Below are 23,097 nucleotides of genomic sequence, written 5' to 3'. Positions count from 1 at the left end.
CTCGGATGGAGTACTTTCCAGATAGAACATCACGAATCGCAGTCTGCTTGAGCGCATGTGAGTATGTTTTCCAAGCCTTGGATTCCTTTAACCCCTCATAACCATCCGCTTTGTATTTCCTTATCCAATCCACAACAGTCGTATAGTCGATCCCCAGCTGCTTTGCTTCATGATGAGGATTTGAATTCTGTTTAAGGCACCTTTTTACAACCTGTAGTTTTACATCTAATGTAATTGGACTCCTTTTTGACAAAGCAAAAACCCCCATCATGGTAGAAGTAGAAGTTTTGTTTTTTCTACTGTCTACTATGATGGGAGCATATCAGAATCACCGTGTATGGGCTGTTTGTCGCCTGCTTATGCGAATAATACGAAAACGAGGGCGATAAGCGCTGGCAAGCCTTGCACGACAAGAATCGACTTCTTTGCCGTTAAACCGCCATACACCGCAGCCACCAATACGCAGATTAAGAAAAACAATTGAAGCTGATATCCGAATTCAGCGGTGGGATGGAACAAACCCCAGAACAAGCCCGCTGCCAAAAAACCGTTATATAACCCTTGGTTAGCAGCCAAGGATTTGGTGCTTTCCGCGAACTCCTTCGTTGTACCAAAGGATTTGCGTGCCCGGTCCGAGGTCCACAAAAACATCTCTAGCACTAATATGTACAGGTGCTCCATTGCTACTAATGCCACGAATATAATGCTTGCTATAACCATCTTTGTCACTCTCCTTCCTTAAATGGGCCGTTCAATGGTAAATTGCTGTCCCAGCTTCGCATAATCATTGCCTGCCAAACGGCTGACGGGCTGCAGTGCTTCGGCGTTAATTCTTCCGTTTTCATAGAGCTCATCTGCTACATGAAAATGCACGACTCGCCCGATCAAGAGATCGCAAGCCGGCGTTTCGTCGGAGCCGCCAAGCGGCAATGCTTGCTCAAGCACGCACTCCATGCGAATTCTCGCCTCGGCAATGCCTGGAACCTTTACCCGTTCGCTCGCGATAGCCGTCAAGCCTGACAGCTCCACCTCACTTTCCTCCGGCGGCAAATTAGCAGCGGTGACGTTGATCGCCTCTATATAGCTCTCATCAGAAATATGGACAACGAATTCGCCTGCATAAACGGCATTTCGGGCGGTGTCCTTCTGGACACCACCCGGCTTGCGCTGTACGGATACCGCCACCATCGGCGGATTGGCCGTTACGATATTGAAGAAGCTAAAGGGTGCTGCATTCAGCACCCCTTCGCTAGACAACGTGGTGACAAAAGCGATCGGTCTCGGCACAATGCTGCCAATGAGGAGCTTGTAATTGTCTTGAACGCTCTGACTCGCGGGATCAATGGATCGCATCTTCAGTCTCCTTTTTTCCTTTATCCTGCTATTGTGACAGCTCGTTGCTTATCCATTAAAGGTTTCGTTATACCAGGCTGCCGCTGCGGCTACCTCGGTACTGGTCAACTGATGACCATATGGCTCCCAGTGAACGGTAACCGGCGCGCCCGCTGCCTGCAGCAAGCGGTCAAGCTCCTCTGTCTCCTGCGGAGGACAGATCGGATCATTGGACCCTGCGCCGATGAAGCATGGAACAGCGGACAGACCAGGAATCTCAAGCCCCCGAATCGGAACCATCGGATGATGCAGGATGGCCCCGCGCAGCGTGCCTTCGTAGTGGAACAGCAAGCTGCCTGCGATATTAGCTCCGTTAGAATAGCCGATTGCTACCATATTGCCACGATCAAATCCATATTCCACTGCGGCGTTATCCAGGAAATCATTCAGCTCCTTGGTGCGAAACGCCAAGTCCTCTAAGTCGAAGACCCCTTCAGCGAGCCGCCGAAAATAACGCGGCATCCCATTTTCCAACACATTGCCCCTTACGCTTAGAACAGAGGATGCGGGAGAGATACGGTCGGCAAGCGGGAGCAAGTCCCGCTCCGTTCCGCCAGTTCCGTGCAGCAGCAGCAATACGGGTGCATTAGGATCAGTACCTTGTTTGAATATATGCTTCATCATTTGTCCTCCTCTAGAACTCTTACTTCGAATGGCGATAACAATTGCTCAATTTGTGTGCGATGCTCTTCGAACCATTCTGGAAGCATCAGTTTCTCGCCTAAATGCTCTGGCTCTTCATCGCGGGCAAAGCCTGGAGGATCGGTCGCAATCTCGAATAAGATGCCGCCTGTTTCGCGGAAATAGATCGCGTTGAAATACTGACGGTCTACGATCGGCGTTGGCTGATAGCCGCTGCTTTCCACAAGGCTTCTCCAAAGCGCATGTTCAGCGTCGTCTTTTGCCCGCCATGCAATATGATGCACCGTTCCAGCACCGCCATGACCAGGCTCCATATTTTCCACGTTCACGTCAATCAGGTTGCCTAGATCGCCAGTTGATTTGAACCGGGCATAGCCGCCTTCTTCGCCTACTTTCTCAAGTCCCATTACGTTCACCAGAAGCGCTGCCGTTTGGGCAGCGTTGGTGCTGTACAGGATGGCTCCGCCAAATCCTTTAATCGCTTTTTCCGCAGGAACCCCGCCAAACGCCCACTGGCTCTGCGCTCCTTGTTCACGGGCAACGATCTCCAGTTTCAAACCGTCCGGATCGGCAAGCTGCAAATACTCTTCGCCAAATCTTGAGGTTTGTGCAAAATCAACATTCAGCTTAGTCAGCCGCTCTTTCCAGAAATCAAGCGTATGGGCAGGGACAACATACGTGGTATAACCGACTTGGCCTCCGCCAATTTTGCCTTTACGCGAGTTTTCCCAAGGGAAAAAGGTGATGATCGTACCTGGACTGCCTGCTTCATTGCCAAAATAGAGATGGTATACCTCTGGTGCATCGAAGTTAATTGTTTTTTTGATTAGGCGAAGTCCAAGGACCCCTGCATAAAAGTCAGCCGTTACCTGTGCGTTTCTTACAAAAGCAGTTATATGGTGAATTCCAGCGGTTTGAGTTGTCATGTGTTTCCACTCCCTAGTTTATATTAGTTTCTAAAGTATTGTAACTAACAAAATAATTTCTTAACGAATGAGCGCATCCAGCGAATAATCGCCCGCTCCGATTAAAGCAATACCTATAGCAATGGCTACAAGAACCAGATTATATTCATAACCGTTTGCTGTCGCCCACAAACCGTTAGGCCCATGAACCTTTACGATAGCTACAAGCATCGTTAGCACGATGATAACGGCAGCTAGCGGAGTAAGCAATCCGGCTGCAAATAATAAACCGCCTACAAGCTCCATCAGCCCGGCAACCACTGCCATAGCAACCCCTGGCTTAACGCCAATCGATTCGAGCCAGCCGCCCGTTCCTTTAGGTCCGTAACCTCCGAACCAGCCGAACAGCTTCTGAGCGCCATGCCCTACGAACAATAAACCGACAACCAGACGTACAATCAACAATCCCAATGCGATACTCATTTTAAATTCCTCCATTTGGTTTTTATTATTATTTAAAGAATCTTTAATTTAAGATATTAGACAAACATAATCGGCTGACTATACACTCCGGCTACAAGTTAAAACCAGTAAGGCTAAGCGGGAGAAGCAGCCGTTAGAAAACCCTATTTTGCCATGCGTATCAAATAGTTGTTAGATTTGCAGCAAATCCACAGGCTCAGCTACTTGTAATGCTCCTGTGCAAACTTGCCGAGCTTCTTCAACAGCTGGCTCGCCTGCATCTTCTCTTCTGCCGTAAGTCCATCTACCGCCTGTTCAATGACGACCTGATGGGCCGGGAAAATTTCTTCTATAAATTTCGTGCCATGCTCCGTAATCTCAGCATAGATGAGGCGTCTATCCTCAGTCGAAGCTCGCCTGCGTACCATTTCCTTCTTCTCCAGCTTATCTACTACATAAGTGATGTTGCCGCTGCTCATGAGCACCTTCTCGCCAATTTGCTGCAAGGGCTGCGGTCCTCTATGGTAAAGCAGTTCAAGAACCCCAAACTCCGTCCGGTTCAAGCCATTCTTGCGAATATCGCGATCCGCATGGGCATTCACCCATTGAGTCGCTCTAGACAGCGCGATGAAGAGATCTAATGAATCATTTGGTTTCTGATTTTCCTTGGACATGATGATCACTCCCTTCTGCGCTGCATTTATCTTTAAGTTAATTATCTTGAATTAAAGATAATATATTTCGAAGCTCCTGTCAACACCTTTTACCAAACTAATTTGATTTCACCCATGAAGCTTGAAAAACTGCAGTCCGCACTCATGAGCTTATTGTAACCATTTGGTCTCCCTCATACGCTAGTATCAGTCGTTAAGCACACATTGGCGCTTAACGACAACTAACTCGAACGACCTAAATGCTGTTAGCATATGGACGCACGTACTGCTTCCATTATCCTGCCTTTTCATTCAGCTATTGCCATACCATCTTCGCTTATCGCCACCAAGGCAAGGAGGGATAAGCTGCCGACGGAACGAAGACGGTCTCGCCTATTTTCGGAGTAGCTATCCGCGCTTGGCGATCCCTAGCTGCTTTAACTGCCCGCTCAACGGGATCGGTCCAATCATGCAGCGCCAGTGTAAACGCGCCCCAATGGATGGGAATCATCACTTTGCCTTGCACGTCCAGATGAGCCTGAACCGTTTCTTCCGGCATCATATGAATAGCAGCCCAGCGCTCATCGTATTGGCCGCATTCCATTAAAGTGAGGTCAAACGGGCCATACTTATCGCCGATATCCTTAAAGTGGGGGCCATATCCGCTGTCGCCGCTAAAAAAGATTTTGGATTCGCGTCCCTCAATGACCCATGAGCACCATAACGTAGCATCTCGATCGGACAAGCTTCTGCCGGAAAAATGCCTAGCAGGCGTACAAGCCAGCCGCAAGCCAGCATATTCAAACTCATCCCACCAGTCATGCTCTTCAATAATAGCCGCGCTCACTCCCCATCTCACCAAGTGCGGAGCCACGCCAAGCGGTACAATGAATCGCTTCACCTTACCCTTAAGCTTCACGATCGATCCGTAATCGAGATGGTCATAATGATCATGAGAGATAATAACAGCATCAATTAGCGGCAGCTGCTCAATTTCAAACGGCAGCTTGCTGCTGAAGCGTTTGCCTCCAATGAAAGGGAACGGCGATGGCGCGCGGCCGAACATCGGGTCAAGCAGCAGCGTCTTCCCATCTAATTGAAGCATAGCCGCCGAATGGCCGAACCATGTGATGGCTGCTTTGCCGCTCTGCTCAGCTCCTACTTCCCCATTGCTCCCGCGAAACGGTTCGACAGCCACGGGAATGGCAGGCCTACCCTTTGGATTGCCTTTTGCAAATTCCACCAGCAGCTTTATTTTCCCGCCCATGTTGGTGTTGTCGATCGGTGCTGGTGTAGCGTTTCTAAACTTTTTAGCGCCATACTGCGCAGACCGGCTTAGCTGAGCCTTCCTCGCCTTCGATTGCCTAGCCCCGAAAGCAGGGTAGTAGTTCAGCAGCACATAAACCATGACGACCAGTACAACAATGATGCCAAGCAGTATCCACATGTTCTAACCTCTTTCAATTTCACAAATTTTATGCAAAAAAAACCGCTATTGAAGTATACGTTATACTTCAACAACGGTTTTATCAAGTTTTCGCAAAGATCGTCTTACGCTCTTCTTGCGCCACGCATAATGGCACTCAAAATCAGAACGACTACAATGGCTCCGATAATCGCCGGGATGAGCGCAAACCCGCCAAGCGAAGGACCCCACGATCCTAGAATGAGCGTACCTAGCCAAGCTCCGATAAAGCCAGCGATAATATTGCCGATAATGCCTCCCGGAATGTCACGCCCTGCGATCAAGCCACCTAACCAACCAATGATTCCGCCTACAATTAATGTCCACAATAGACCCATATTTATCTTCCCCTCTCTGTATTACGATATAGCTAAGATTAACCGTATATACCGGCTTTGAAACAAAGCCGCGAGATGTAAATTGTGGGAACGATACAGAGGCTTTTATTGGCCTTCATAAAATGGAACCAACCGTTATTCGAAAGGCAGCGTAACTTTAAATGTCGAGCCTTCATGCAGCCGGCTGCTTACTCGAATGTCGCCATGATGCAGCTCTACGATCTTTTTCACGATCGACAGCCCAAGCCCGCTTCCATCGGCTGTTCTTGTCCGCTGCTTGTCGCCTTTATAAAAACGCTCAAATATGCGCAGTTGATCCTCCGGCGTAATTCCGATACCCGTATCCGTAATGTATACTTCGATTTGGTTTTCCCTGCTGTGCAGCCCAATCTTAACGCTCCCTAGTACCGGCGTAAACTTGATTGCATTATGCACCAAGTTGACCCATACCTGGCTCAGCATCTCTTCGTTTGCTACGATTTCCGTTTCTTGAAGCGCAAGTTCCAGCTCCAGCTCTTTCCCCAGCCACTGTGGCTCGCAAGCAAGCACGACATTTTCCAATTGGGTGTCCAATCGGTAGCGCTTCTTATCCAGCTGCTGCTGCTCGGCTTCGAGTGTAGTCAGCTTCAGCAAATTGTCGCTTATGCTCGACAGGCGCGTCGTTTCCTGTTCGATAATCGACAAATAATGCTTTTGCTCCTCTGGGCTCAGATCCTCGCGCTGCAGCGTGCTTGCAAAGCCGCGAATCGAGGTTAGCGGCGACTGAATTTCATGCGATACATTGGAAATAAACTCCTGCCGCAGCAGCTCCACCTGCTTTAGCTCATGGGCCATATCGTTTATAGACTGAATAAAATCGCCCATTTGCCCGTGATATTTTTTATCTTGGTCAACAATGACATTGAAGTCGCCTTTAGCCATTCGCTTCAGCGCGTCCATCATTTCCTTCCATACCGCTCTTTGCTTCGGCCGAACCAACACGTTCACGACTGCAAATATTAAAATCATGATGAAAACGCCCAAGCCCCAATTCACAAGCTGAAGCAGATACTCCGGCATGCGCACTTCATGATGGGAATAGAACCAATAGGTCAGCCAGTAGGCCAGTGAAAAGGCGCCGCCGCTGAAAGCGAACACCATCGCCGTCGCTCCCGAAATCCGCACCGCAATCTGCCATTTATTATATTGTGAATTCATTTCAATGCCTCCAGCCGATAGCCAAGGCCGCGAATGGTACTGATCTTAATCGATACGTTCCATGCGACAAATCGTTCTCTCAACCGGTTAATGTGTACGTCAAGCGTTCGCTCGTTGCCATCAAAATCATACCCCCATATCGCTTCAATCAGCTGATTGCGCGTCAAGGTGCGGCCGAGATGGCTAACCAGCATGAACAGCAGCTCGAACTCCTTCGGCGGGAGCGTACTATAGTCCGCATGGACCTTGACTTCAAACGTCTGGCGATCCAGCATCAGCTCGGCAACGGACACCTGCTGAGAAACGGCAATTCGGTAGCGCTTCATTAGCGCCTTGACTCTAACAGCAAGCTCAGCGGGGTCAAACGGCTTCACCAAATAATCATCCGTACCCAGATTAAACCCTTTGACCTTATCTCCCATTTCCCCTTTGGCTGTCAGCATGAGCAGCGGAATATCATAGTGCTGCCGCAGCTGCCTGCAGAGCTCCCAGCCGTCCATATTCGGCATCATAATGTCAAGGATGACCATGTCTGCCGGCAACGCCTCCATTTGCGCAAGCGCTGATTGCCCATCCGCAGCCTCCTGTACGTTCAAGCCTTCTTTTTGCAAAATAACGCGAACAAGCTCCCGGATATGCGGATCATCGTCCACAACAAGCACATAGCCCATCATTGCACCCTCTTCTCTGCCTAGGAGGCCGTTTTATTCATTCTTAGCTGGCCATTGGCGAACTCGCGATACATCGCGTGGCTGGCATACAGCTCTTCATGCGTTCCAACGCCCGTAATGATCCCTTTCTCCAAAAACACAATCGAATCCGCGTCGACGACCGTCGACAGCCGATGCGCGATGACCACTGTCGTTCGCCCGATCATCAGATTTTTGAGCGCATCCTGCACGACCTCCTCCGACTTGCTGTCCAGATTGGAGGTTGCTTCATCCAGCATCAGTATATGAGGGTCACGCAGCAGCGCCCTCGCAATCGCAATCCGCTGCCGCTGTCCGCCAGAGAGCTTGATGCCGCGCTCGCCAACCTCCGTATCGTAGCTGTCTGGCAAGGCTTCAATGAAACCATCCGCATACGCCCTTCGCGCCGCCTGTTCGATTTCCTGATCGGTGACCTCGCGCGTCAAGCCGTAACATAAATTATCTCGGATCGATCCTGCGATGATCGGGCTTTCCTGCGAAACGTAGCCGATCTGGCTGCGCCACGAGCGAAGCGAGGCATCGCGGATATCCGTTCCGCCTAACCGGATCGCGCCGGAGGTCGGATCATAGAAACGCTCCAGCAGCGAGAATAGCGTCGTCTTGCCGCTGCCGCTCGGGCCGACCAGCGCCGTTACCTTACCTGCTTCGATCGTCAAGCTTACATCCCGAAGAATCGGCTCCTCCGGCTTGTAGGCAAAGGATACGTGGTCTACTTGCAGCGTTTGATTCATTTTCGTAACGGCTTTGCCGCTTTCCTGATCTTCCTCTTCTGACTCTATAATACCAATAATGCTGTCCGTCGCCCCCATCGCCTTCTGAAACTGCGTGAAAAACTGCGAAATTTGCGTAATGGGAAGCATGATTTGGAACAGGTACATGATAAATGCAACCAGTTCTCCCGCCGTCATGGCACCTGATGACACCTGAACCCCGCCAAAGCCAATCAAGCAAACGAGCAGCAGCAAAATAATAAATGTGATGATTGGCGAAATAAGCGCCTGCATCCGGGCTTCCTTCAAGCCGAGGCCGAACAGATTTTGAATGCCTGTGCGTCCTTGCTCATATTCCACCGGCTCAGAGCCCGAAGCCTTCACGAGACGGATTTCGGAAACAACCCGGTTCACAACCGAGGTAAACTGGGCATTTTCCGCCTGCGTGGATTTGGAAATGCTGTACATTTTACGACCGATGGGAATCATAATCAAGGCTGCAACCGGGAACACCGTCAGCATAATCAGCGTCATTTGCCAGTTCATGTAGAACAGGATCGACAGGGCGCCGATAATCGACAAAATCCCTGTGAAGAAGCCGGTCACATGCTCCGTAATCAATCCCTTGAGCAGCGCTGTATCATTGGTCAGTCGGCTAATCGTATCGCCTGACGACTTGTTGTCATAGTAGGGAACCGGCAAACGAAGCAGCTTGCTCCACAGCCTCTCGCGGATAGACGATACAATCTTGTTTCCGCTGTAATGCAGCAAATACACCGAGACCCCGCCCGATACCACCTGCGCAATGAACGCTATCGCCATGCCGACAATCTGGGCCGTGCTTAACGAACCGAGCGAGAAGCCGTTCACCATGTTTTTCGTAAATAACGGTATCGTCAATCCAACGAGCGTGCTAATCAAACTTAGAACAATGGCTATGGTCAACATCTTCTTTGGAGGATTTGTCTCCATGATCAGTCCGATAAATCGCTTCACATTGCTTTTTTTATCTTTCATTGCTCCCACTCCTCTATCTCTCTTCTCTCCACTATGTCGTTTACTTTACCTTCCCTGTTTAAACGCAATTTAAACAAAGCGGCAAGCTGCCGCAGGATCGCTGAATACCTGTTAATACCGTTTTTCAAAAAAAGGGTTGCAGCTGAAGTTGCGTGAGAAATGATCGCTAGGTTACAGGTAAATACAGCTCTGGCGAAAGGGGATGGTGAAGAGATAAAGAGCAAGCCGGAAAGCCCGCAGCTTCATACGGAAGAAGCAGTATCCTCCAAAAGGAACAGCTTCTTTTTTATGGAAAATAGCGGTAAAATAAATCATGCGGCTCATTTCATCTTGGGCTGAATCAACGAAATAACTAGGGGGAATCCTATGAGCACCAAACAGGTCGTTATCGGTATCGATGGCGGCGGAACGCATACCCGTGTGATGATTAGCGATAAACAGGGACATGTTCTGGCTTACTTGGAGCGAGGCTCAGCCTCCATCTATAAAGACAAGCAGGCTGCACAAAACGTAAAAGGAGCCATAGCCGAAGCGCTGCAACAAGCAGACCGGACAACTGCTGACATACAAGCATTGGTTGCCGGGATCGCAGGCTATGATGCACCATCCGATCTAGAGTGGATAACGCCGTTAACAGAGCTGCCGGGTCTGAACTGCCCCGTCTTGCACGTCAACGACGCTGTATCCGCACATTCAGGTGCGCTGATGGGCAAGCCTGGCATCGTCGTTATAGCTGGAACTGGCTCGATTATTGTAGGCGTAACGGAAGATGGGCAATTCATTCGCAATTATGATTTTCATCATTATGCCGTAACTGCTGCCCGCTCCATCGCTTACGATGCCGTATACGAAGTGCTTGCTGGCAGCTATGACAAATCGGACAAGGGATTGCTGGACTCCATGCTTGCGCACTGGAGAGTTCCAAGCTTAGGCGAGCTTGCCGAGCTAGCAAAAAAAGGGTTCCTCGAGGAGCGCCGTGCACGAGACAAGCAGTTTGGCGACTTCGCCCCCGCGGTTACCAAAGCGGCAGAGCAAGGAAGCTCCGCTGCGATCCGTGTATGCGAGCGAGCGATTGGCCAAATCAAAATAGGCATTGAGCTTATTGCCGCCTCCTTCGCTAGCCAGGAAGTTTCAGTCACCTTCATAGGCAGTGTAGCAAACAGTGCTTATTACTTAGAGTCACTAAGGGAAAAGCTTGCCCAAGGGAACAACAAACGCTATCTTATCGTACAGCCGCAATTCCCGCCCGTCATCGGCTCGGTCTTACTTGCGCTAAAGCATGCGGATAGCTCCATTGATGAGGGCGCCATTAACCAATTACAAAGGTGGGAGCTTAGCAACAGTTAGCGCTAATTAACGTCCACCAACTGCAGAGATGGGAGCTCAGCAATCGTTAGCGCTACTTTACGTTCACCAACTGCAGAGGTCGGTGCCCGGTGATAGTTAGCATTTCATAACGGTTAGTCCAATCTATAGGATCCCCGTCCGTAATCGTTTGCCTACTCGCTATCCTGCATCTGTGCAGCAACTTATCCTTATTCCGTGCACTTGAGCAGCCTATCCTTCAAAATCGCATGATAAACGTATGATTTAGCAGCTCCATACACCAAAAAGAGCAGCTCTGCTGCGACGATGCAACATAGCTGCTCATTCAAGCAGTTTATTAACCCCTATCCTGCCAACGTGCAGGATAGCCTGCCGACAAATCACTTCGTCTGCCGATTTTTCGAAAGCACCAGCAGGCTGTCCTTATAGGTTTCCCCCCACTGCTTCATTTGCAATATAATCGGCTTCAGCGTTTCCCCGAATTCCGTCAGCGAATACTCCACCTTCGGCGGTACTTGATGATAAACCTCGCGATGAACGATCCCATCATTCTCAAGCTCTCTAAGCTGTAGGGTCAGCATGCGCTGGGTAATGTTCGGGCATATTTTACGAAATTCATTAAACCGTTTCGTTCCATCGATTAGATGATACAGGATGACGCCTTTCCACTTGCCGCCAATCACGTCCAGCGTGAATTCTACGGGGCAGCCTTCACCGGATGGACAATCGCCATACCCGCTTATCCGGTCTCTCATCTCACCTCATCCTCTCTTTCATAGTATACATTTTGATACTACATTACATGAATGTTCGTACTTACGTATCTGTAGGTTAACACCTATACTAGGGCTATGGCTAGTCAAAAAGAGAGGAATGAACCATATGACCACAATGAAAGCAATTGGATTGCACCGTTATTTGCCGATCGAACACGTTGAAAGCCTCATCGATTTCCACATGGATAAGCCTATTCCTACGGGCCGCGACCTGCTAGTGAGAGTTCAGGCAATTTCAGTTAATCCCGTAGATGTGAAAGTCCGTGCTCCTAAGGAAAAAATTGAGGCAGCCCCGCGCGTGCTCGGCTGGGATGTCTCGGGTATCGTCGAAGCTGTCGGCCCACATGCCTCACTCTTTAAACCGGGCGATGAGATTTACTATGCGGGCAGCATCACGCGCGCAGGCGGCAACAGCGAATTTCACCTCGTGGATGAACGCATTGCCGGCTACAAACCGAAAACCCTTGATTTTGCTCAAGCCGCAGCCTTGCCGCTTACCGCCATCACGGCATGGGAAGGGCTCTTTGACCGTCTCGGCATCTCACACGACTGCGGCAAGAATGAAGGCAAGTCTATCTTGATTATAGGCGCTGCCGGTGGAGTCGGTTCCATCGCTACCCAGCTCGCAAGCGAAGCAGGATTAACTGTGGTTGGAACCGCTTCGAGACCCGAATCCACAGATTGGGCACGGGCACATGGCGCTGCCCATACGATTAATCACCATGAGTCTTTTTTGCCTCAGCTGCAGGCCATCGGCCTTGCATCGGTCGACTACATTTTCTGCCTTAACCAAACGGAGCAGCATTGGGCCAATATGGCTGCAGCGATTGCACCGCAAGGAAAAATTTGCTCTATCGTCGAGATGAGCTCGCCTATCGACCTCACCCTGCTCAAAAACAAAAGCGTCACTTTCGTTTGGGAGTTCATGTTCACAAGAGCAATGTACGAAACAGCAGATATGGAAGAGCAGCATCGGTTGCTGAATGAGATTGCCAAGCGAATCGATAACGGCACGCTTCGTTCCACCCTCGCAAAGCGGCTATCCCCGATTAATGCCGCTAACCTGCGAGAAGCCCACAAAATCATCGAGACCGGCAGCATGATTGGAAAAATCGTTTTGGAGCGGTTTGAATAAGCTAACATCGTTTCTACCGGATTGCCCATCGTATCGGGATGAAAATGCCCAGTCGAAGGCATTTCGGTTTTTTTATTGCTTTGATCGCCTCTCGTCTTCTCCTGAATACTGTCAAACCACCTTTCTAGCAAGAAATGCGCCACCTGATTTTGATCAAAAGCGGCTTCCAATCCATCAGCAGCGCTTTGAGTGTCTTGCACAGATGATGGGAATCCATCCAAAAAGCATTCTCACCTTTAACGAACATTGTTCTTTACGAACATTGTTCGTTATGGTATAACTAGATCAATTCATTTCAAATCTAATACCGAGGTGTTGACTATCATGACAACTACAAACGCAGTAACAAAGAAACAACAACGCATAGCCATCGTCGGCGGAGGTCCTGGCGGGCTGACTCTTGCCCTCATTCTCCAGAGACACGGCATACCGACCGTCGTCTATGAACGCGAAGCTTCGCCATCGAGCAAGCAGCAGGGCGGTTCGTTGGATCTGCATGCGGAGTCCGGACAACGAGCGCTCAAAGAAGCTGGCTTGTATGAGCAGTTTCAAGCCATTGCCCGCTATGAAGGAGAAGATTTCCGCATTTTCGATAAAACCGGAAGAAACTATTGGGATGAAGTCGCTGATCCCGATGACACCGATGAAGGACAACGTCCCGAGATCGATCGCGGCACGCTGCGCCGGCTGTTGCTTGATGCTCTCGATCCGGGCTGCATCCGCTGGGGATATAAGCTGGACCAAGCCATTTCCTTGGAAAATGGTATGCACGAGCTTCGCTTCGAGAACGGGCACGTGGACACTGTGCATCTTGTCGTAGCAGCCGATGGCGCCTTCTCCCGCATTCGCCCGCTTCTTACGGATGCCGTGCCAGCCTACACCGGGCTCAGCATGGTTGAGATTAGCTTGCGGAATGCTGTCGCAATTCATCCTGAAATCGCCGCTTTCAACGGACGCGGCAAAATGTTCGCACTCTCCGACCATAAAGCCATTATCGGCCAGTTGAATGGAGACGGAACCATCCGGGTATATCTGAGCTTTAAAGTCGAGCAGGATTGGCTGGATACTTGCGGCATTCCCTTTGACCAACCCGAGGAGGCAAAGCGGCAGCTGCTTCAGCAGTATAGCGATTGGGATGAATCCCTAACCAAATATATCAGCGATGCCGATGGCCCTCTGCTGCCAAGACGCATTTATATGCTCCCTGTCGGTCTGACGTGGGAGCATAAGCCGGGCATCACGATGATCGGCGATGCTGCCCATGTGATGTCACCGTTTGCTGGAGAAGGTGCGAACCTGGCGATGCTGGATGCTACAGAGCTCGCATTGTCCCTCGTGCAGCACGACGATATCAACAAAGCCATCTCCGACTACGAGCAGAAGATGTATGGCTATTCCTCTAAATCAGCTGCGGAGTCAGATGATAGCCTAAAGCTTTGCTTTGGCGATGATGCCGCAGCGAAGCTTAGCCAGATGATGACTCAATTTCATGGGCAGCACTAAAAAGCGCGCCCGATTGTTTACTAATTTAAGCGGGCATGCTATAAGGAAACTATGGATAAACCTACTCGAACCATTATCAGTCGTCGTTCGCGGCCTGCCAAGGAGCCGCTAAGCAAAGAGCTCATTATAAAGACCGCCTTGGAGTTATTAAAAAGTGAAGGCCCATCCGGGCTAAGCATGCGAAAAATCGCCAAAGCACTAGATACGGGCCCTTCTTCGCTTTATGTCTATGTCACAAACCTGCAGGAGCTAAGCGCTTATGTGTTAGATCACGGGCTTGGCAAGATGGCATTGCCTGATGTCCAAGAAGGCTCCTGGAAAACGAACCTGTTCGATGCGCTAAACTCGTATCTCATGGTTTTGTATGAGACCCCGGGCATCGCTGAGCTTGCGCTTACGACCATTCCCGTCGGACCCCATTCGTTAGCGTTGACGGAGTATATTCTTGAGCGGCTGCATGAAGGAGGCATCCGCTCCACTTCGGCAGCTTGGGGAGTCGATCTGCTGCTGCTTTACCCGGCTTCGGTCGCTTTCGAACAAGCTTCCCGCAATCAGAAGGGCTCGCCGCTCCACGCGCTTACCGCTTCTTACCAGACGCTTGATGCGTCACGTTATCCGCTACTCGCGGGCCTGAAGGACGAAATGACATCCTCCGGCGGCAAGGAACGGTTTCATTGGGGGCTTGAGGTCATCCTGCAAGGAATTCTAAACAAGCAGGATTAATAGAAATAGACATGCAGGATTGGTCAGGCCTCGCCCGTGTTCTGCCGCAAATAGAAAGAGCCGCCCCATGAATGGGGCGGCTCTTTCTATTCTCACCTTCGCAGCTTGCATTTCGCACCACTGCTAAGTGGCTTCACTCTCTATTTGGCGGACTGCGTTAACCAGCGGCCCACACGTCCAGTTCAATTTTTAATTCAGGCAAACCTAATCCTTGAACATAAGCAATGGTCATGGAAGGAGGCGTATCGCCGAAGGTTTGATTCCAAACGCCATAGAAATGGTCCCAATCAATTTCTTCCGTTGCCCAGATATTAACCTTAACCACATGATCGGGAGTCAGCTTCTGAGAAGCAAGAATCGCAACAATATTGCCCATCGTATTGGTCACCTGCTGATTGAAGTCCGAAGGGATATGCTCGTTCATGTCCACGCCAACTTGACCAGAAAACACATACATCTCCGCATGTCTGCTGATCTTAGTCACAAGGCTATATCCACCGACAGGTTTCGCTATATTTTCCGGATTATATCGTTGTACAACGTTATGGTTTGAATTCATCATGGATAAAGTCTCCTTATAAATTGAAAATCAACCGCCAAATTACGGTGATCCATTTTCACTGTTTTTTTAATTTCCGAATTGTTGACAGACCTATCCCGTCCACATTCATTCTAGAAAAAAACAGCAGTGGAATACCCGATGCCCCAAGACAGCGATTTGATCGATCTTTTTTTCATCCGGTATCCCTCCTTCCAATGTATAAGAAAAATGACTGACTACAAAAGCTTATCATGAACAATATCAAAATTAAAGTCAACGTTTGCAGCTAAACATCCCGAATAACAAAATTCCATAAAAATAACGCCATAAATTCCTGCTAAATCAAATAGGAAGTCGTCATAACGAGGTCAAAACGAAGACATATTGAAACGGAAGCTCAGATAAGGAGGCAGCTGAAAGCCTGATTTTCTACACCTATCATTTGTCGATTTAATAGTTCATTCTAAATGAAAACCAAAAAAAACCGCACGTTGGTCACTTTTGCGAAAGTGTCCGACGTACGGGTTAAAATCATGCTTAGCCAAGCTTCTGTATACACCAAGTCGTCATGCAGCGCTTTCCGGCTACGATAACGGTTTTGAGAGGCTCATATAACTCGCCGTTCAGCTTTTTGGTCATTTGCAGCAGGCGTTCCTCATTCACGAGAAAACGAGTGCTGCCGTCGGGGAGCAAATAACGCTCATTGCCAAGCGGCTGCATAGCCGATTCCATTCCAATCGAAGATGCCAAGCGCGCGAACAGCCTTCCACCGGGCTTCAGTACACGCCAAAGCTCTTGGACCATTTGCTCAAAATGGGCCTCATGCTCCGCAAAATGCAGCACTGCGCTGCTGATGACAAAATCAAAGCTCCTATCAGGGAAGCTCAACTGCTCAACCGCTTCCACGCACGCCCGATCCTTCTGCCAATCAGGCACTAAAGCAGCTCCGAGCTTCTGCACCTCCAAAACCGCAGCCTCCGAACGGTCGGTGGCATACACCTCGTAGCCCTCGCGGAGCAAATAGGCGATGTTCCTTCCCGACCCGCAGCCAGCATCGAGGATGCGCAGCTCCTTCGTGATCCGGCCTTTCAACAGCTGATCGAATAAATAAATGTCGATATCTCCGAATTGTTCCTTAATGCTCATCTGCATGAAAGGATGCCACCTCTTTTCCCGTTTCCCTCTTCAGGCCGTATAGAGATAAAGCTTAGTTCGATACATATCACGGCAAACCACAATCTGCTCTGGCTTCCAACCCGGCAGCGCAAAGCAGACGCTAATGATATGCGTGCCAGGTTTCAACTGATCGCGAAATACCTCGCTTAACCGCTGCATCGCTCCTGGAAAGAGATAACACACAACCATATCCACATCCCGGTACAAATATGTGTATAAATCGCCTCTAACGAACGTTACATTCCGGCTTTGATCCAATTTGGCTGCCAAAAAAGATATCCACATGGGGATAAGTGAATTTTCGATCCCTATAATTCGCCAGCCTTTCGTGCTTCTTCCGATTTGCAATGCCAGCGTTCCCCAGCCCGAGCCTGCCTCTACCATCAACCCCCCGCTCCCTCCTGGGAGCTTTCGAATCGCCGAAATAACCGCTCGCCTGACAGGCTCCGATGCAGGCATGGGCGAAATGCCGTTGCGCCAGCTAACATAGACAATAGATAAGACCGCAGCCAGCACGGCTGCGGCCACCGATAGTAACACGATCTGGTAGACGAGGCTCTCGATCGTCATCGCCCCCCCTTCCAACCCGCGCTTTGTCTTAGGACTTATTCCCTCTGCGAACCTTCAGTTGTTTGCCTTTAACCGTTGTATTACGCATCACCTCAAGCACGAGTGAGCCTTTTCCGTTCAATATTTCAACGTCCGTAACATTGTCGAGAATGGTAATGATCCCGATATCGTCGGCTGAGACGCCTTCAATCTTGGCGATCGTACCGACAAAGTCCACGGCCCGAAGCTTCTTTTTCTTGCCGCCGTTGAAGTTCAGCTTCATGATCTGCTTGTTCAATTGCTCGCGCTTATCCTTCTTAAGGACCGGACCAATATTCAGCTTCTGCTCGAAATCCTCGCGACGAAGATCAACCGCCTCTTCGGAAGGAGCCTTGGCTTTGGCAATAGGGAATCCGATATAATCCTCGATCTCCGCTAGTCGCCTTCCATCCTTAGGCGCGACAAACGTAATGGCCTTGCCCGTCTTGCCCGCCCGTCCCGTCCGTCCGGTACGGTGAACGTAGCTTTCTTTCTCCAGCGGAATATCGAAGTTAATGACATGGGTAATATTCGTAATATCGATGCCTCTAGCCGCTACGTCTGTCGCAACCAGATAACGGAACTGTCCCCTTCGGAAAGCATTCATAACTTCAAAGCGCTCATCCTGCTCCATGCCGCCGTGAATGCGATCGCAAGGATACGAGAGATCAGCCATCTGTCTGAATACTTGGTCCACGTTCTCCTGCGTGCGGCAGAAGATGATGCAGCTATCCGGATTTTCGGTAATCATCACGTCCTGCAGCAGCTTGAACTTGTCCGCTTCCTTTACCTCGATGACCGCATGCTCGATCGTCGCCGTAGTCAGTCCCGAAGCCTTGATTTCTACCTCTACAGGTTCCTTCATATATCTGCGCGACAGCTTGGCCACATCCTCCGGGAACGTCGCTGAGAACAGCATTGTTACCCTTTCCGTTGGAAGCTGTTGAATAATCGCCTGCACCTGCTCGATAAAGCCCATATTCAGCATTTCATCGGCTTCGTCGATGACCAAATATTTAATCTTCTCAATGGCCAGCGTGCCCCGCTCGATATGGTCATGCACGCGCCCAGGCGTACCTACAACCATATGCGTTCTTTGCTTCAGCTCCGCCTTCTGGATATGGAAAGGAGCTTTGCCGTAAACCGCCATGGATTTAATCCGCTTGAAGCGCCCGATGTTCGTAATATCCTCATTGACTTGAAGCGCAAGCTCTCTTGTCGGTGTCAGTACAAGCACCTGCGGCTTGTTCTCGTTCCAATCGACTAGCTCACACAGCGGAATGCCGTAGGCTGCCGTCTTGCCGCTGCCTGTCTGGGATTTAACCACCAGATCCTTCTGAGCAAGCGCCACGGGAATTACCTCGCGCTGCACCTCGGTTGGCGTTTCATAGGACAGGCTCTCTAGCGCCCGCACGATTTCTTGGCTTAATTTATAATCCGAAAATTTGATTTCACTCATCTATAGACCTCTTCTGCACATGTAGTTTATTCGTAACTTTAAGCATAGCATACTCGCTGGCCTTTTGATTCATAAACCTTTCCCCTCCACGTGTAAACGGTTTGCTGAAGCTTAGGCATAAGGTCTTAGGACTCATAAAGAGTCAAGACCTTAGTCTTATTATTCAACCAACATTGGAAATAAAACACAAAATAATAGTAAACTATTGGTTATACCCGCCAGCATAGGAGCCATTCGAATACAACGATTAAGGGAGAGTGTCCGATGAGTGAGCAGCAGGAATATCGGTTTCAGGTTAATTTAAGCGGAATGATCAATATATTATCTAATCACTTATATAGCAGTCCAAAGGTATTTTTGCGGGAGCTGCTGCAAAATGCAACCGACGCAATTACGGCAAGAAGCAGCGTTGACCCCTCCTACAAAGGGAAAGTATCTGTTGAAATAGCAGGAGGCGGCGAGCACGTTACGATGACGGTGGAGGATACGGGCATCGGCCTAACGGAAGAGGATATCCATCAGTTCCTTGCGATGATCGGCCATTCGTCCAAGGTCGGCAAGGACTTCCTTGCGACGGAAACCTCCTTCATCGGCCGCTTCGGGATCGGCCTCTTGTCCTGTTTTATGGTCAGCGACGAGATTGTCGTGCTGACCCAGTCGGCCAAGGGCGGCCCTTCCATGGAATGGCGCGGCAAGCCGGACGGCACCTATACGATTCGCAAGCTCGATACACAGCTCGCAATCGGAACCAAGGTGTACCTTCGCTGCAAAGCCGATTGCGCCGACTATTTTGAGCCTGCTGCTGTCGAAGAGCTGCTCTTCTATTACGGCGCCTTGCTGCCGTATCCGGTCACACTGGTCGCAGGCGGACAGCAGAAGACTATTAACGCTACGCAGCCTGTGTGGTTCGCGGAGCCTGAGCTCGCCCGCGGCAAGCGCCGCGAAGTGCTGGATTTCGGAACCCGCCTCCTTACGGAGCCCTTCGAAGATTTCATTCCGCTGCGCACGGCAAACGGCCGTACCGGCGGAATCGCCTACATACTTCCGCATAGCGTAAATCTGAATACGCGGCGCTCACACAAGGTTTACTTAAAGCAAATGCTGGTTTCGGATAAAGCGGAAAATATTTTGCCGGAATGGGCTTTCTTCGTCAAATGCCTGATTTGGACCGATGAGCTGCAGCCGACGGCCTCGCGCGAGCATTTTTATGAGGATGACCGGCTGCAATCCGTACGCGATGAACTAGGGGAAGCCATCCGTGATGAGCTTGTGCGCATCGGAAACCATGAACTCGAGCGGCTGCAGCGCATCATTTCGCTCCACGCCCTGCCAATGAAGGCGCTAGCTGCAGAGGATGCCGCGTTCCTGAACACTATCTACAAATGGCTCTCCTTCGAGAGCACCTATGGCGAGCGGACGCTCGGTGAGCTTATCGACGAGAAGAAAAAGATATACTACACCGCTACGGTCGACGAATACCGCCAAATTACGCATGTAGCCGTAGCGCAATCCTTGCTCGTGTTAAACGGCGGTTATATTTATAACCATCAGCTGCTGGAGGGGATCGCCTACATGAACCCAGAGCTTGAGCTGGAGCGATTGATGCCAGAGGACGTGTCCCTATCGTTCACTGATCTCACAATGGAGGAGAAAAATGCCCATTACGATGCGATTCGCCTTGCCGACATCACACTGCAGCGGTTTCGCTGCCAAATCCAGCTGAAACGCTTCAAGCCTGCTGAGCTGCCGGCTCTCTATACGCTGTCGAAGGAATCCTCCGCGCTGCGCTCGCTGGAGAAAGCGAAGGAAACCAGCACGGATCTGCTGGCCTCCGTGCTTGGCAATTTAGGCAGCAGCTTTGGCGAGTCCGCATATTCCACGTTGTATTTCAATCTGGATAACCCGCTCATTGACCGCTTATTCTCCTCAGGCAGCAAGGATATGCTTCCTGCGGCCGTGGAGATGCTTTACACGAATGCGTTAATGATGGGGCATTATCCGCTTAGCCGGCAAGAGCTTGCCGTGCTTAATCAAGGAATCGTTCGATTTATCGACTGGGGTTTGTCCGCGAATGCGGGGAATGGAGGGGCTTCTAAATGAACTATGATTTCGAGACACTAATGGATGAAGCTTATGATTTGCCCGATGGGCTTGCGAAGCTGGAGGTTCTGGAAGCGGCGGCACGGTATGCCGACGCGGAGGGGGACATCGAGCAAGGCTTTGAAGCGAGAAAAGAAATCGTGCATACCGCTATTTTTCACGGTTACCCCTTAAAAGCATTGATCGCCTTCTCTTGGCAGCTAGGGCAATATGACCGAAATCCCGAGCAGTTCGGCAGCTTCGATCTGATGTGGTCTTATAAGTGGATTGTCGGCCAGGTGGCCCACTTCCCGGAAATCCCGCTTCATAAGATCGAGGAGCTCGTGGATGACCTGGGCAAGCGCTACAAGGAGCACGGCTATAATGAGCGCACTTATTTCTATTACCGCTTCCGCGTTGCCATGGACCTTGGCAAGATGGCAGAGGCACAAACCTATCTGGAGCTATTCCAAAAGGCCGAACGCGATTATATGAGCGATTGCGATGCTTGTGAGCAAAACCAGATCGTTCAGTTCTACTCCCAGCTCGGCGAGCACGAGAAGGCGCTGGAAGCTGCGCAGCCGATTCTGTCCGGCGCTATGAGCTGCGCGGAGGTGCCGCATATTACGTTATCCTACTTGCTGCTGCCTATGCTTGAGCTGCAATCAGAGCAGGATGCGCGCAAGACCCATAACAGAGGTTACCGGCTCATTAAAGGCAAACGTGACTTTATCGAAACGGTGGGCAGGCACATGTCGTTTCTGGCTCGGACGGACGTGAAGAAAGGAATAGAGCTGTTTGAGCACCACTTAGCGATGACTCTCGATCACGAGGACCCGTTCCACAAGCTGGTATTCCATCTCTACAGCGCGCAGTTGCTACAGAAGCTCGCAGCGAACGGATCCAAATACCGTCCAAGGCTGCCGATGTCCTTCCTCGTCTCAAACGAGGAGATGAGTCTGGCGCATCTGGCCGATCATTTTGCCCAGCTCGCCTTATCGGCTGCCCAGCAATACGATACTCGCAACGGCAACTCGTATTATATGGAGTGGGCCGAGGAAGCGCTTCGCGCGTAGCGCGTACGTAGACGAGCGACAAAGAGGCCAATAGCAGCTATATTCTGGGCATTGAGCATTATTGAACTTGCCACAAATTATCATGGTCGCTTAGCATCTGCTTCAGGACCAACGCATTTCCCTACAAAAAGGCTTTTCCTAAAGATCCGATTAGGATCAGAAGGAAAAGCCTTTTTTTGCTGCGAGCGATTAATAAACGACTTTCACCGGCGTTCTGGTTTTGGCGGATTCCATAATCGCTAGAATAACCATCGTCGTGTTGTACGCATCCTCGATTGTCACCTGGAACGGCTCGCCCGTAATCAGCTGATCTACGAAATGACGGATGCTCTCGTATGCGAAGCCCTTGGGCTTGCCGTGGATGAAGTGGCGGACCAGCAGATCCGGGCGGTCTGCCTTCGTTTCCGTGAATCGCTCCATCATCTGGCTGTGCGTGGGATCAATATTGAACATCCCTTTCGTACCCGTAATATTAAGCTTCATATCGTTCACGTTCGGATTGGAGTTCGGCGTGATCCAACCGTTCTCCATCGTAGCGATGCCGCCGCCGCGAAATTCCAGAATCGTCTGATACACGTCGACGGTATCGACTCCCTCGCTCTTCAGCACACCTTCGCGGGATACGGAGTAAACACGCTCCACCTCGTCATCGAACAGCCAGCGCAGCACATCCACGCTATGATAACCAAGAAACCAAAGGATCGACGACTTGGCAGCCCACGGCAGCAGATCGGTCGCCACCCATTTGATGTCATTTAGCCGGTAATATGCGCTGTACGGCTCTCCGATCTCCCCGTCCACGATACTCTGCTTCGGCAAGGCGACAAGAGGGCTCCAGCGGCTGTGCAAATCCACCATCATCCGCACGTTGTTGCGCTCCACGGCCTCGACGATTTCCAGCGCTTCCTCGCGGCTGGTCGTCAGCGGCTTCTCGATAATGAAATGCTTGCCTGCGTTCGCGCAGTCCACCGCGATTCTCGTGTGGGCAAAATCCGGCGTCACGATAGCGACCGCATCCACATCGCCGCTGCGCAGCATCTCGTTATGATCGGTAAAAATGCCGCTTTCCGGAATATTAAACTTTGCCGCCAGCGCTTTAGCCCGCTCCACATTCATGTCGCATACAGCCGCAACCTCCGCGCACGGATGATCGTTGTAAATGAATGCATGGGTCTCCCCCCATGTGCCCGCTCCTACAATCCCCATTTTAATTTTCTCCATACC

25 protein-coding genes are annotated in these 23,097 nt (G+C 50.4%); 7 read left to right on the top strand and 18 right to left on the bottom strand.

Translation table 11 applies throughout. The features are described from left to right. The 12 genes from E0496_RS37220 to E0496_RS19695 form a co-directional block, all read right to left on the bottom strand. On the bottom strand, nucleotides 1-268 hold a 268-nt coding region (locus E0496_RS37220; RefSeq protein ID WP_421924288.1), incomplete at its 3' end, for a helix-turn-helix domain-containing protein. Nucleotides 269-357: 89 nt separating this feature from the next. Further along, the gene (locus tag E0496_RS19745; protein WP_141503562.1) at nucleotides 358-720 is read right to left on the bottom strand and encodes a DUF1304 domain-containing protein; all 363 of its coding nucleotides are present in this window, start codon (nucleotides 718-720) and stop codon (nucleotides 358-360) included. A gap of 18 nt (nucleotides 721-738) precedes the next feature. After that, nucleotides 739-1,353 carry a flavin reductase family protein gene (locus tag E0496_RS19740; RefSeq protein ID WP_141503561.1) on the bottom strand — a complete coding sequence of 205 codons (615 nt, stop codon included), beginning with the start codon at nucleotides 1,351-1,353 and terminating at the stop codon, nucleotides 739-741. A gap of 48 nt (nucleotides 1,354-1,401) precedes the next feature. Then, nucleotides 1,402-2,013, bottom strand: a complete 612-nt coding sequence (locus E0496_RS19735; RefSeq protein WP_139996713.1) for an alpha/beta hydrolase — start codon at nucleotides 2,011-2,013, stop codon at nucleotides 1,402-1,404. Further along, nucleotides 2,013-2,960 (bottom strand): ring-cleaving dioxygenase, encoded by a 948-nt coding sequence (locus tag E0496_RS19730; protein ID WP_139996712.1) that lies wholly within the window; start codon nucleotides 2,958-2,960, stop codon nucleotides 2,013-2,015. Before E0496_RS19730 ends, E0496_RS19735 begins: the two co-directional genes overlap by 1 nt. A gap of 60 nt (nucleotides 2,961-3,020) precedes the next feature. Continuing rightward, a complete protein-coding gene (locus E0496_RS19725; protein WP_141503560.1) occupies nucleotides 3,021-3,422 on the bottom strand; it encodes a DoxX family protein in 402 nt (133 codons plus the stop codon). Nucleotides 3,423-3,622: 200 nt separating this feature from the next. Further along, a complete protein-coding gene (locus tag E0496_RS19720) occupies nucleotides 3,623-4,075 on the bottom strand; it encodes a MarR family winged helix-turn-helix transcriptional regulator (RefSeq protein ID WP_141503559.1) in 453 nt (150 codons plus the stop codon). A gap of 316 nt (nucleotides 4,076-4,391) precedes the next feature. Further along, nucleotides 4,392-5,501 (bottom strand): MBL fold metallo-hydrolase, encoded by a 1,110-nt coding sequence (locus E0496_RS19715; protein WP_141503558.1) that lies wholly within the window; start codon nucleotides 5,499-5,501, stop codon nucleotides 4,392-4,394. Between the two features lie 104 nt (nucleotides 5,502-5,605). Further along, a complete protein-coding gene (locus E0496_RS19710) occupies nucleotides 5,606-5,857 on the bottom strand; it encodes a GlsB/YeaQ/YmgE family stress response membrane protein (RefSeq protein ID WP_139996694.1) in 252 nt (83 codons plus the stop codon). A 135-nt stretch (nucleotides 5,858-5,992) separates the two neighbouring features. Further along, nucleotides 5,993-7,054, bottom strand: coding sequence for a HAMP domain-containing sensor histidine kinase (locus E0496_RS19705; protein ID WP_141503557.1), 1,062 nt, complete (start codon nucleotides 7,052-7,054; stop codon nucleotides 5,993-5,995). Beyond that, entirely contained in the window at nucleotides 7,051-7,725 is a 675-nt protein-coding gene (locus E0496_RS19700) for a response regulator transcription factor (RefSeq protein ID WP_141503568.1), read from the bottom strand. Before E0496_RS19700 ends, E0496_RS19705 begins: the two co-directional genes overlap by 4 nt. Nucleotides 7,726-7,745: 20 nt before the next feature. Next, nucleotides 7,746-9,491 carry an ABC transporter ATP-binding protein gene (locus E0496_RS19695; protein ID WP_141503556.1) on the bottom strand — a complete coding sequence of 582 codons (1,746 nt, stop codon included), beginning with the start codon at nucleotides 9,489-9,491 and terminating at the stop codon, nucleotides 7,746-7,748. A gap of 159 nt (nucleotides 9,492-9,650) precedes the next feature. Here E0496_RS19695 and E0496_RS19690 point away from each other — a divergent pair, with 159 nt between their 5' ends. Both E0496_RS19690 and E0496_RS19685 read left to right on the top strand, forming a co-directional pair. Next, complete coding sequence (locus E0496_RS19690) at nucleotides 9,651-9,830, top strand: hypothetical protein (protein ID WP_141503555.1); 180 nt, start codon at nucleotides 9,651-9,653, stop codon at nucleotides 9,828-9,830. Nucleotides 9,831-9,857: 27 nt separating this feature from the next. Next, complete coding sequence (locus E0496_RS19685; protein WP_141503554.1) at nucleotides 9,858-10,838, top strand: N-acetylglucosamine kinase; 981 nt, start codon at nucleotides 9,858-9,860, stop codon at nucleotides 10,836-10,838. Between the two features lie 359 nt (nucleotides 10,839-11,197). Here E0496_RS19685 and E0496_RS19680 read toward each other — a convergent pair whose 3' ends face one another. Continuing rightward, nucleotides 11,198-11,572, bottom strand: a complete 375-nt coding sequence (locus E0496_RS19680; protein ID WP_139996686.1) for a winged helix-turn-helix transcriptional regulator — start codon at nucleotides 11,570-11,572, stop codon at nucleotides 11,198-11,200. A gap of 127 nt (nucleotides 11,573-11,699) precedes the next feature. Between E0496_RS19680 and E0496_RS19675 the strand changes: the two genes are divergently transcribed. From E0496_RS19675 to E0496_RS19665, 3 genes are all read left to right on the top strand, one after another. Continuing rightward, nucleotides 11,700-12,728: a zinc-binding alcohol dehydrogenase family protein gene (locus E0496_RS19675; RefSeq protein ID WP_141503553.1), complete on the top strand. Its 1,029-nt coding sequence runs from the start codon at nucleotides 11,700-11,702 to the stop codon at nucleotides 12,726-12,728. Between the two features lie 324 nt (nucleotides 12,729-13,052). Beyond that, the gene (locus E0496_RS19670; RefSeq protein ID WP_141503552.1) at nucleotides 13,053-14,231 is read left to right on the top strand and encodes an FAD-dependent oxidoreductase; all 1,179 of its coding nucleotides are present in this window, start codon (nucleotides 13,053-13,055) and stop codon (nucleotides 14,229-14,231) included. A 51-nt stretch (nucleotides 14,232-14,282) separates the two neighbouring features. Continuing rightward, nucleotides 14,283-14,954, top strand: coding sequence for a TetR/AcrR family transcriptional regulator (locus E0496_RS19665; RefSeq protein ID WP_141503551.1), 672 nt, complete (start codon nucleotides 14,283-14,285; stop codon nucleotides 14,952-14,954). Nucleotides 14,955-15,111: 157 nt separating this feature from the next. On the opposite strand, the gene E0496_RS19660 is transcribed toward E0496_RS19665, so the two are convergent. The 4 genes from E0496_RS19660 to E0496_RS19645 form a co-directional block, all read right to left on the bottom strand. Beyond that, complete coding sequence (locus E0496_RS19660; RefSeq protein WP_241674890.1) at nucleotides 15,112-15,516, bottom strand: RidA family protein; 405 nt, start codon at nucleotides 15,514-15,516, stop codon at nucleotides 15,112-15,114. 516 nt (nucleotides 15,517-16,032) lie between these two features. After that, nucleotides 16,033-16,647 carry a class I SAM-dependent methyltransferase gene (locus tag E0496_RS19655; RefSeq protein ID WP_241674889.1) on the bottom strand — a complete coding sequence of 205 codons (615 nt, stop codon included), beginning with the start codon at nucleotides 16,645-16,647 and terminating at the stop codon, nucleotides 16,033-16,035. 33 nt (nucleotides 16,648-16,680) lie between these two features. After that, nucleotides 16,681-17,241, bottom strand: coding sequence for a class I SAM-dependent methyltransferase (locus E0496_RS19650; protein WP_141503550.1), 561 nt, complete (start codon nucleotides 17,239-17,241; stop codon nucleotides 16,681-16,683). A gap of 28 nt (nucleotides 17,242-17,269) precedes the next feature. Beyond that, entirely contained in the window at nucleotides 17,270-18,718 is a 1,449-nt protein-coding gene (locus E0496_RS19645; RefSeq protein ID WP_141503549.1) for a DEAD/DEAH box helicase, read from the bottom strand. 264 nt (nucleotides 18,719-18,982) lie between these two features. Here E0496_RS19645 and E0496_RS19640 point away from each other — a divergent pair, with 264 nt between their 5' ends. Continuing rightward, nucleotides 18,983-20,818 carry an HSP90 family protein gene (locus E0496_RS19640; protein ID WP_141503548.1) on the top strand — a complete coding sequence of 612 codons (1,836 nt, stop codon included), beginning with the start codon at nucleotides 18,983-18,985 and terminating at the stop codon, nucleotides 20,816-20,818. Then, nucleotides 20,815-21,873 (top strand): hypothetical protein, encoded by a 1,059-nt coding sequence (locus tag E0496_RS19635; RefSeq protein ID WP_139996677.1) that lies wholly within the window; start codon nucleotides 20,815-20,817, stop codon nucleotides 21,871-21,873. The genes E0496_RS19640 and E0496_RS19635 overlap by 4 nt, the downstream gene beginning before the upstream one ends. 189 nt (nucleotides 21,874-22,062) lie before the next feature. On the opposite strand, the gene E0496_RS19630 is transcribed toward E0496_RS19635, so the two are convergent. Continuing rightward, nucleotides 22,063-23,094 carry a Gfo/Idh/MocA family protein gene (locus E0496_RS19630; RefSeq protein ID WP_139996675.1) on the bottom strand — a complete coding sequence of 344 codons (1,032 nt, stop codon included), beginning with the start codon at nucleotides 23,092-23,094 and terminating at the stop codon, nucleotides 22,063-22,065. Nucleotides 23,095-23,097 lie beyond the last annotated feature (3 nt).

Source organism: Paenibacillus luteus, assembly GCF_006542765.1.
Lineage (GTDB): Bacteria > Bacillota > Bacilli > Paenibacillales > Paenibacillaceae > Pristimantibacillus > Pristimantibacillus luteus.
Note: the sequence above shows the minus strand (reverse complement) of the source record. Positions and strands in the feature narration are given on the sequence as shown.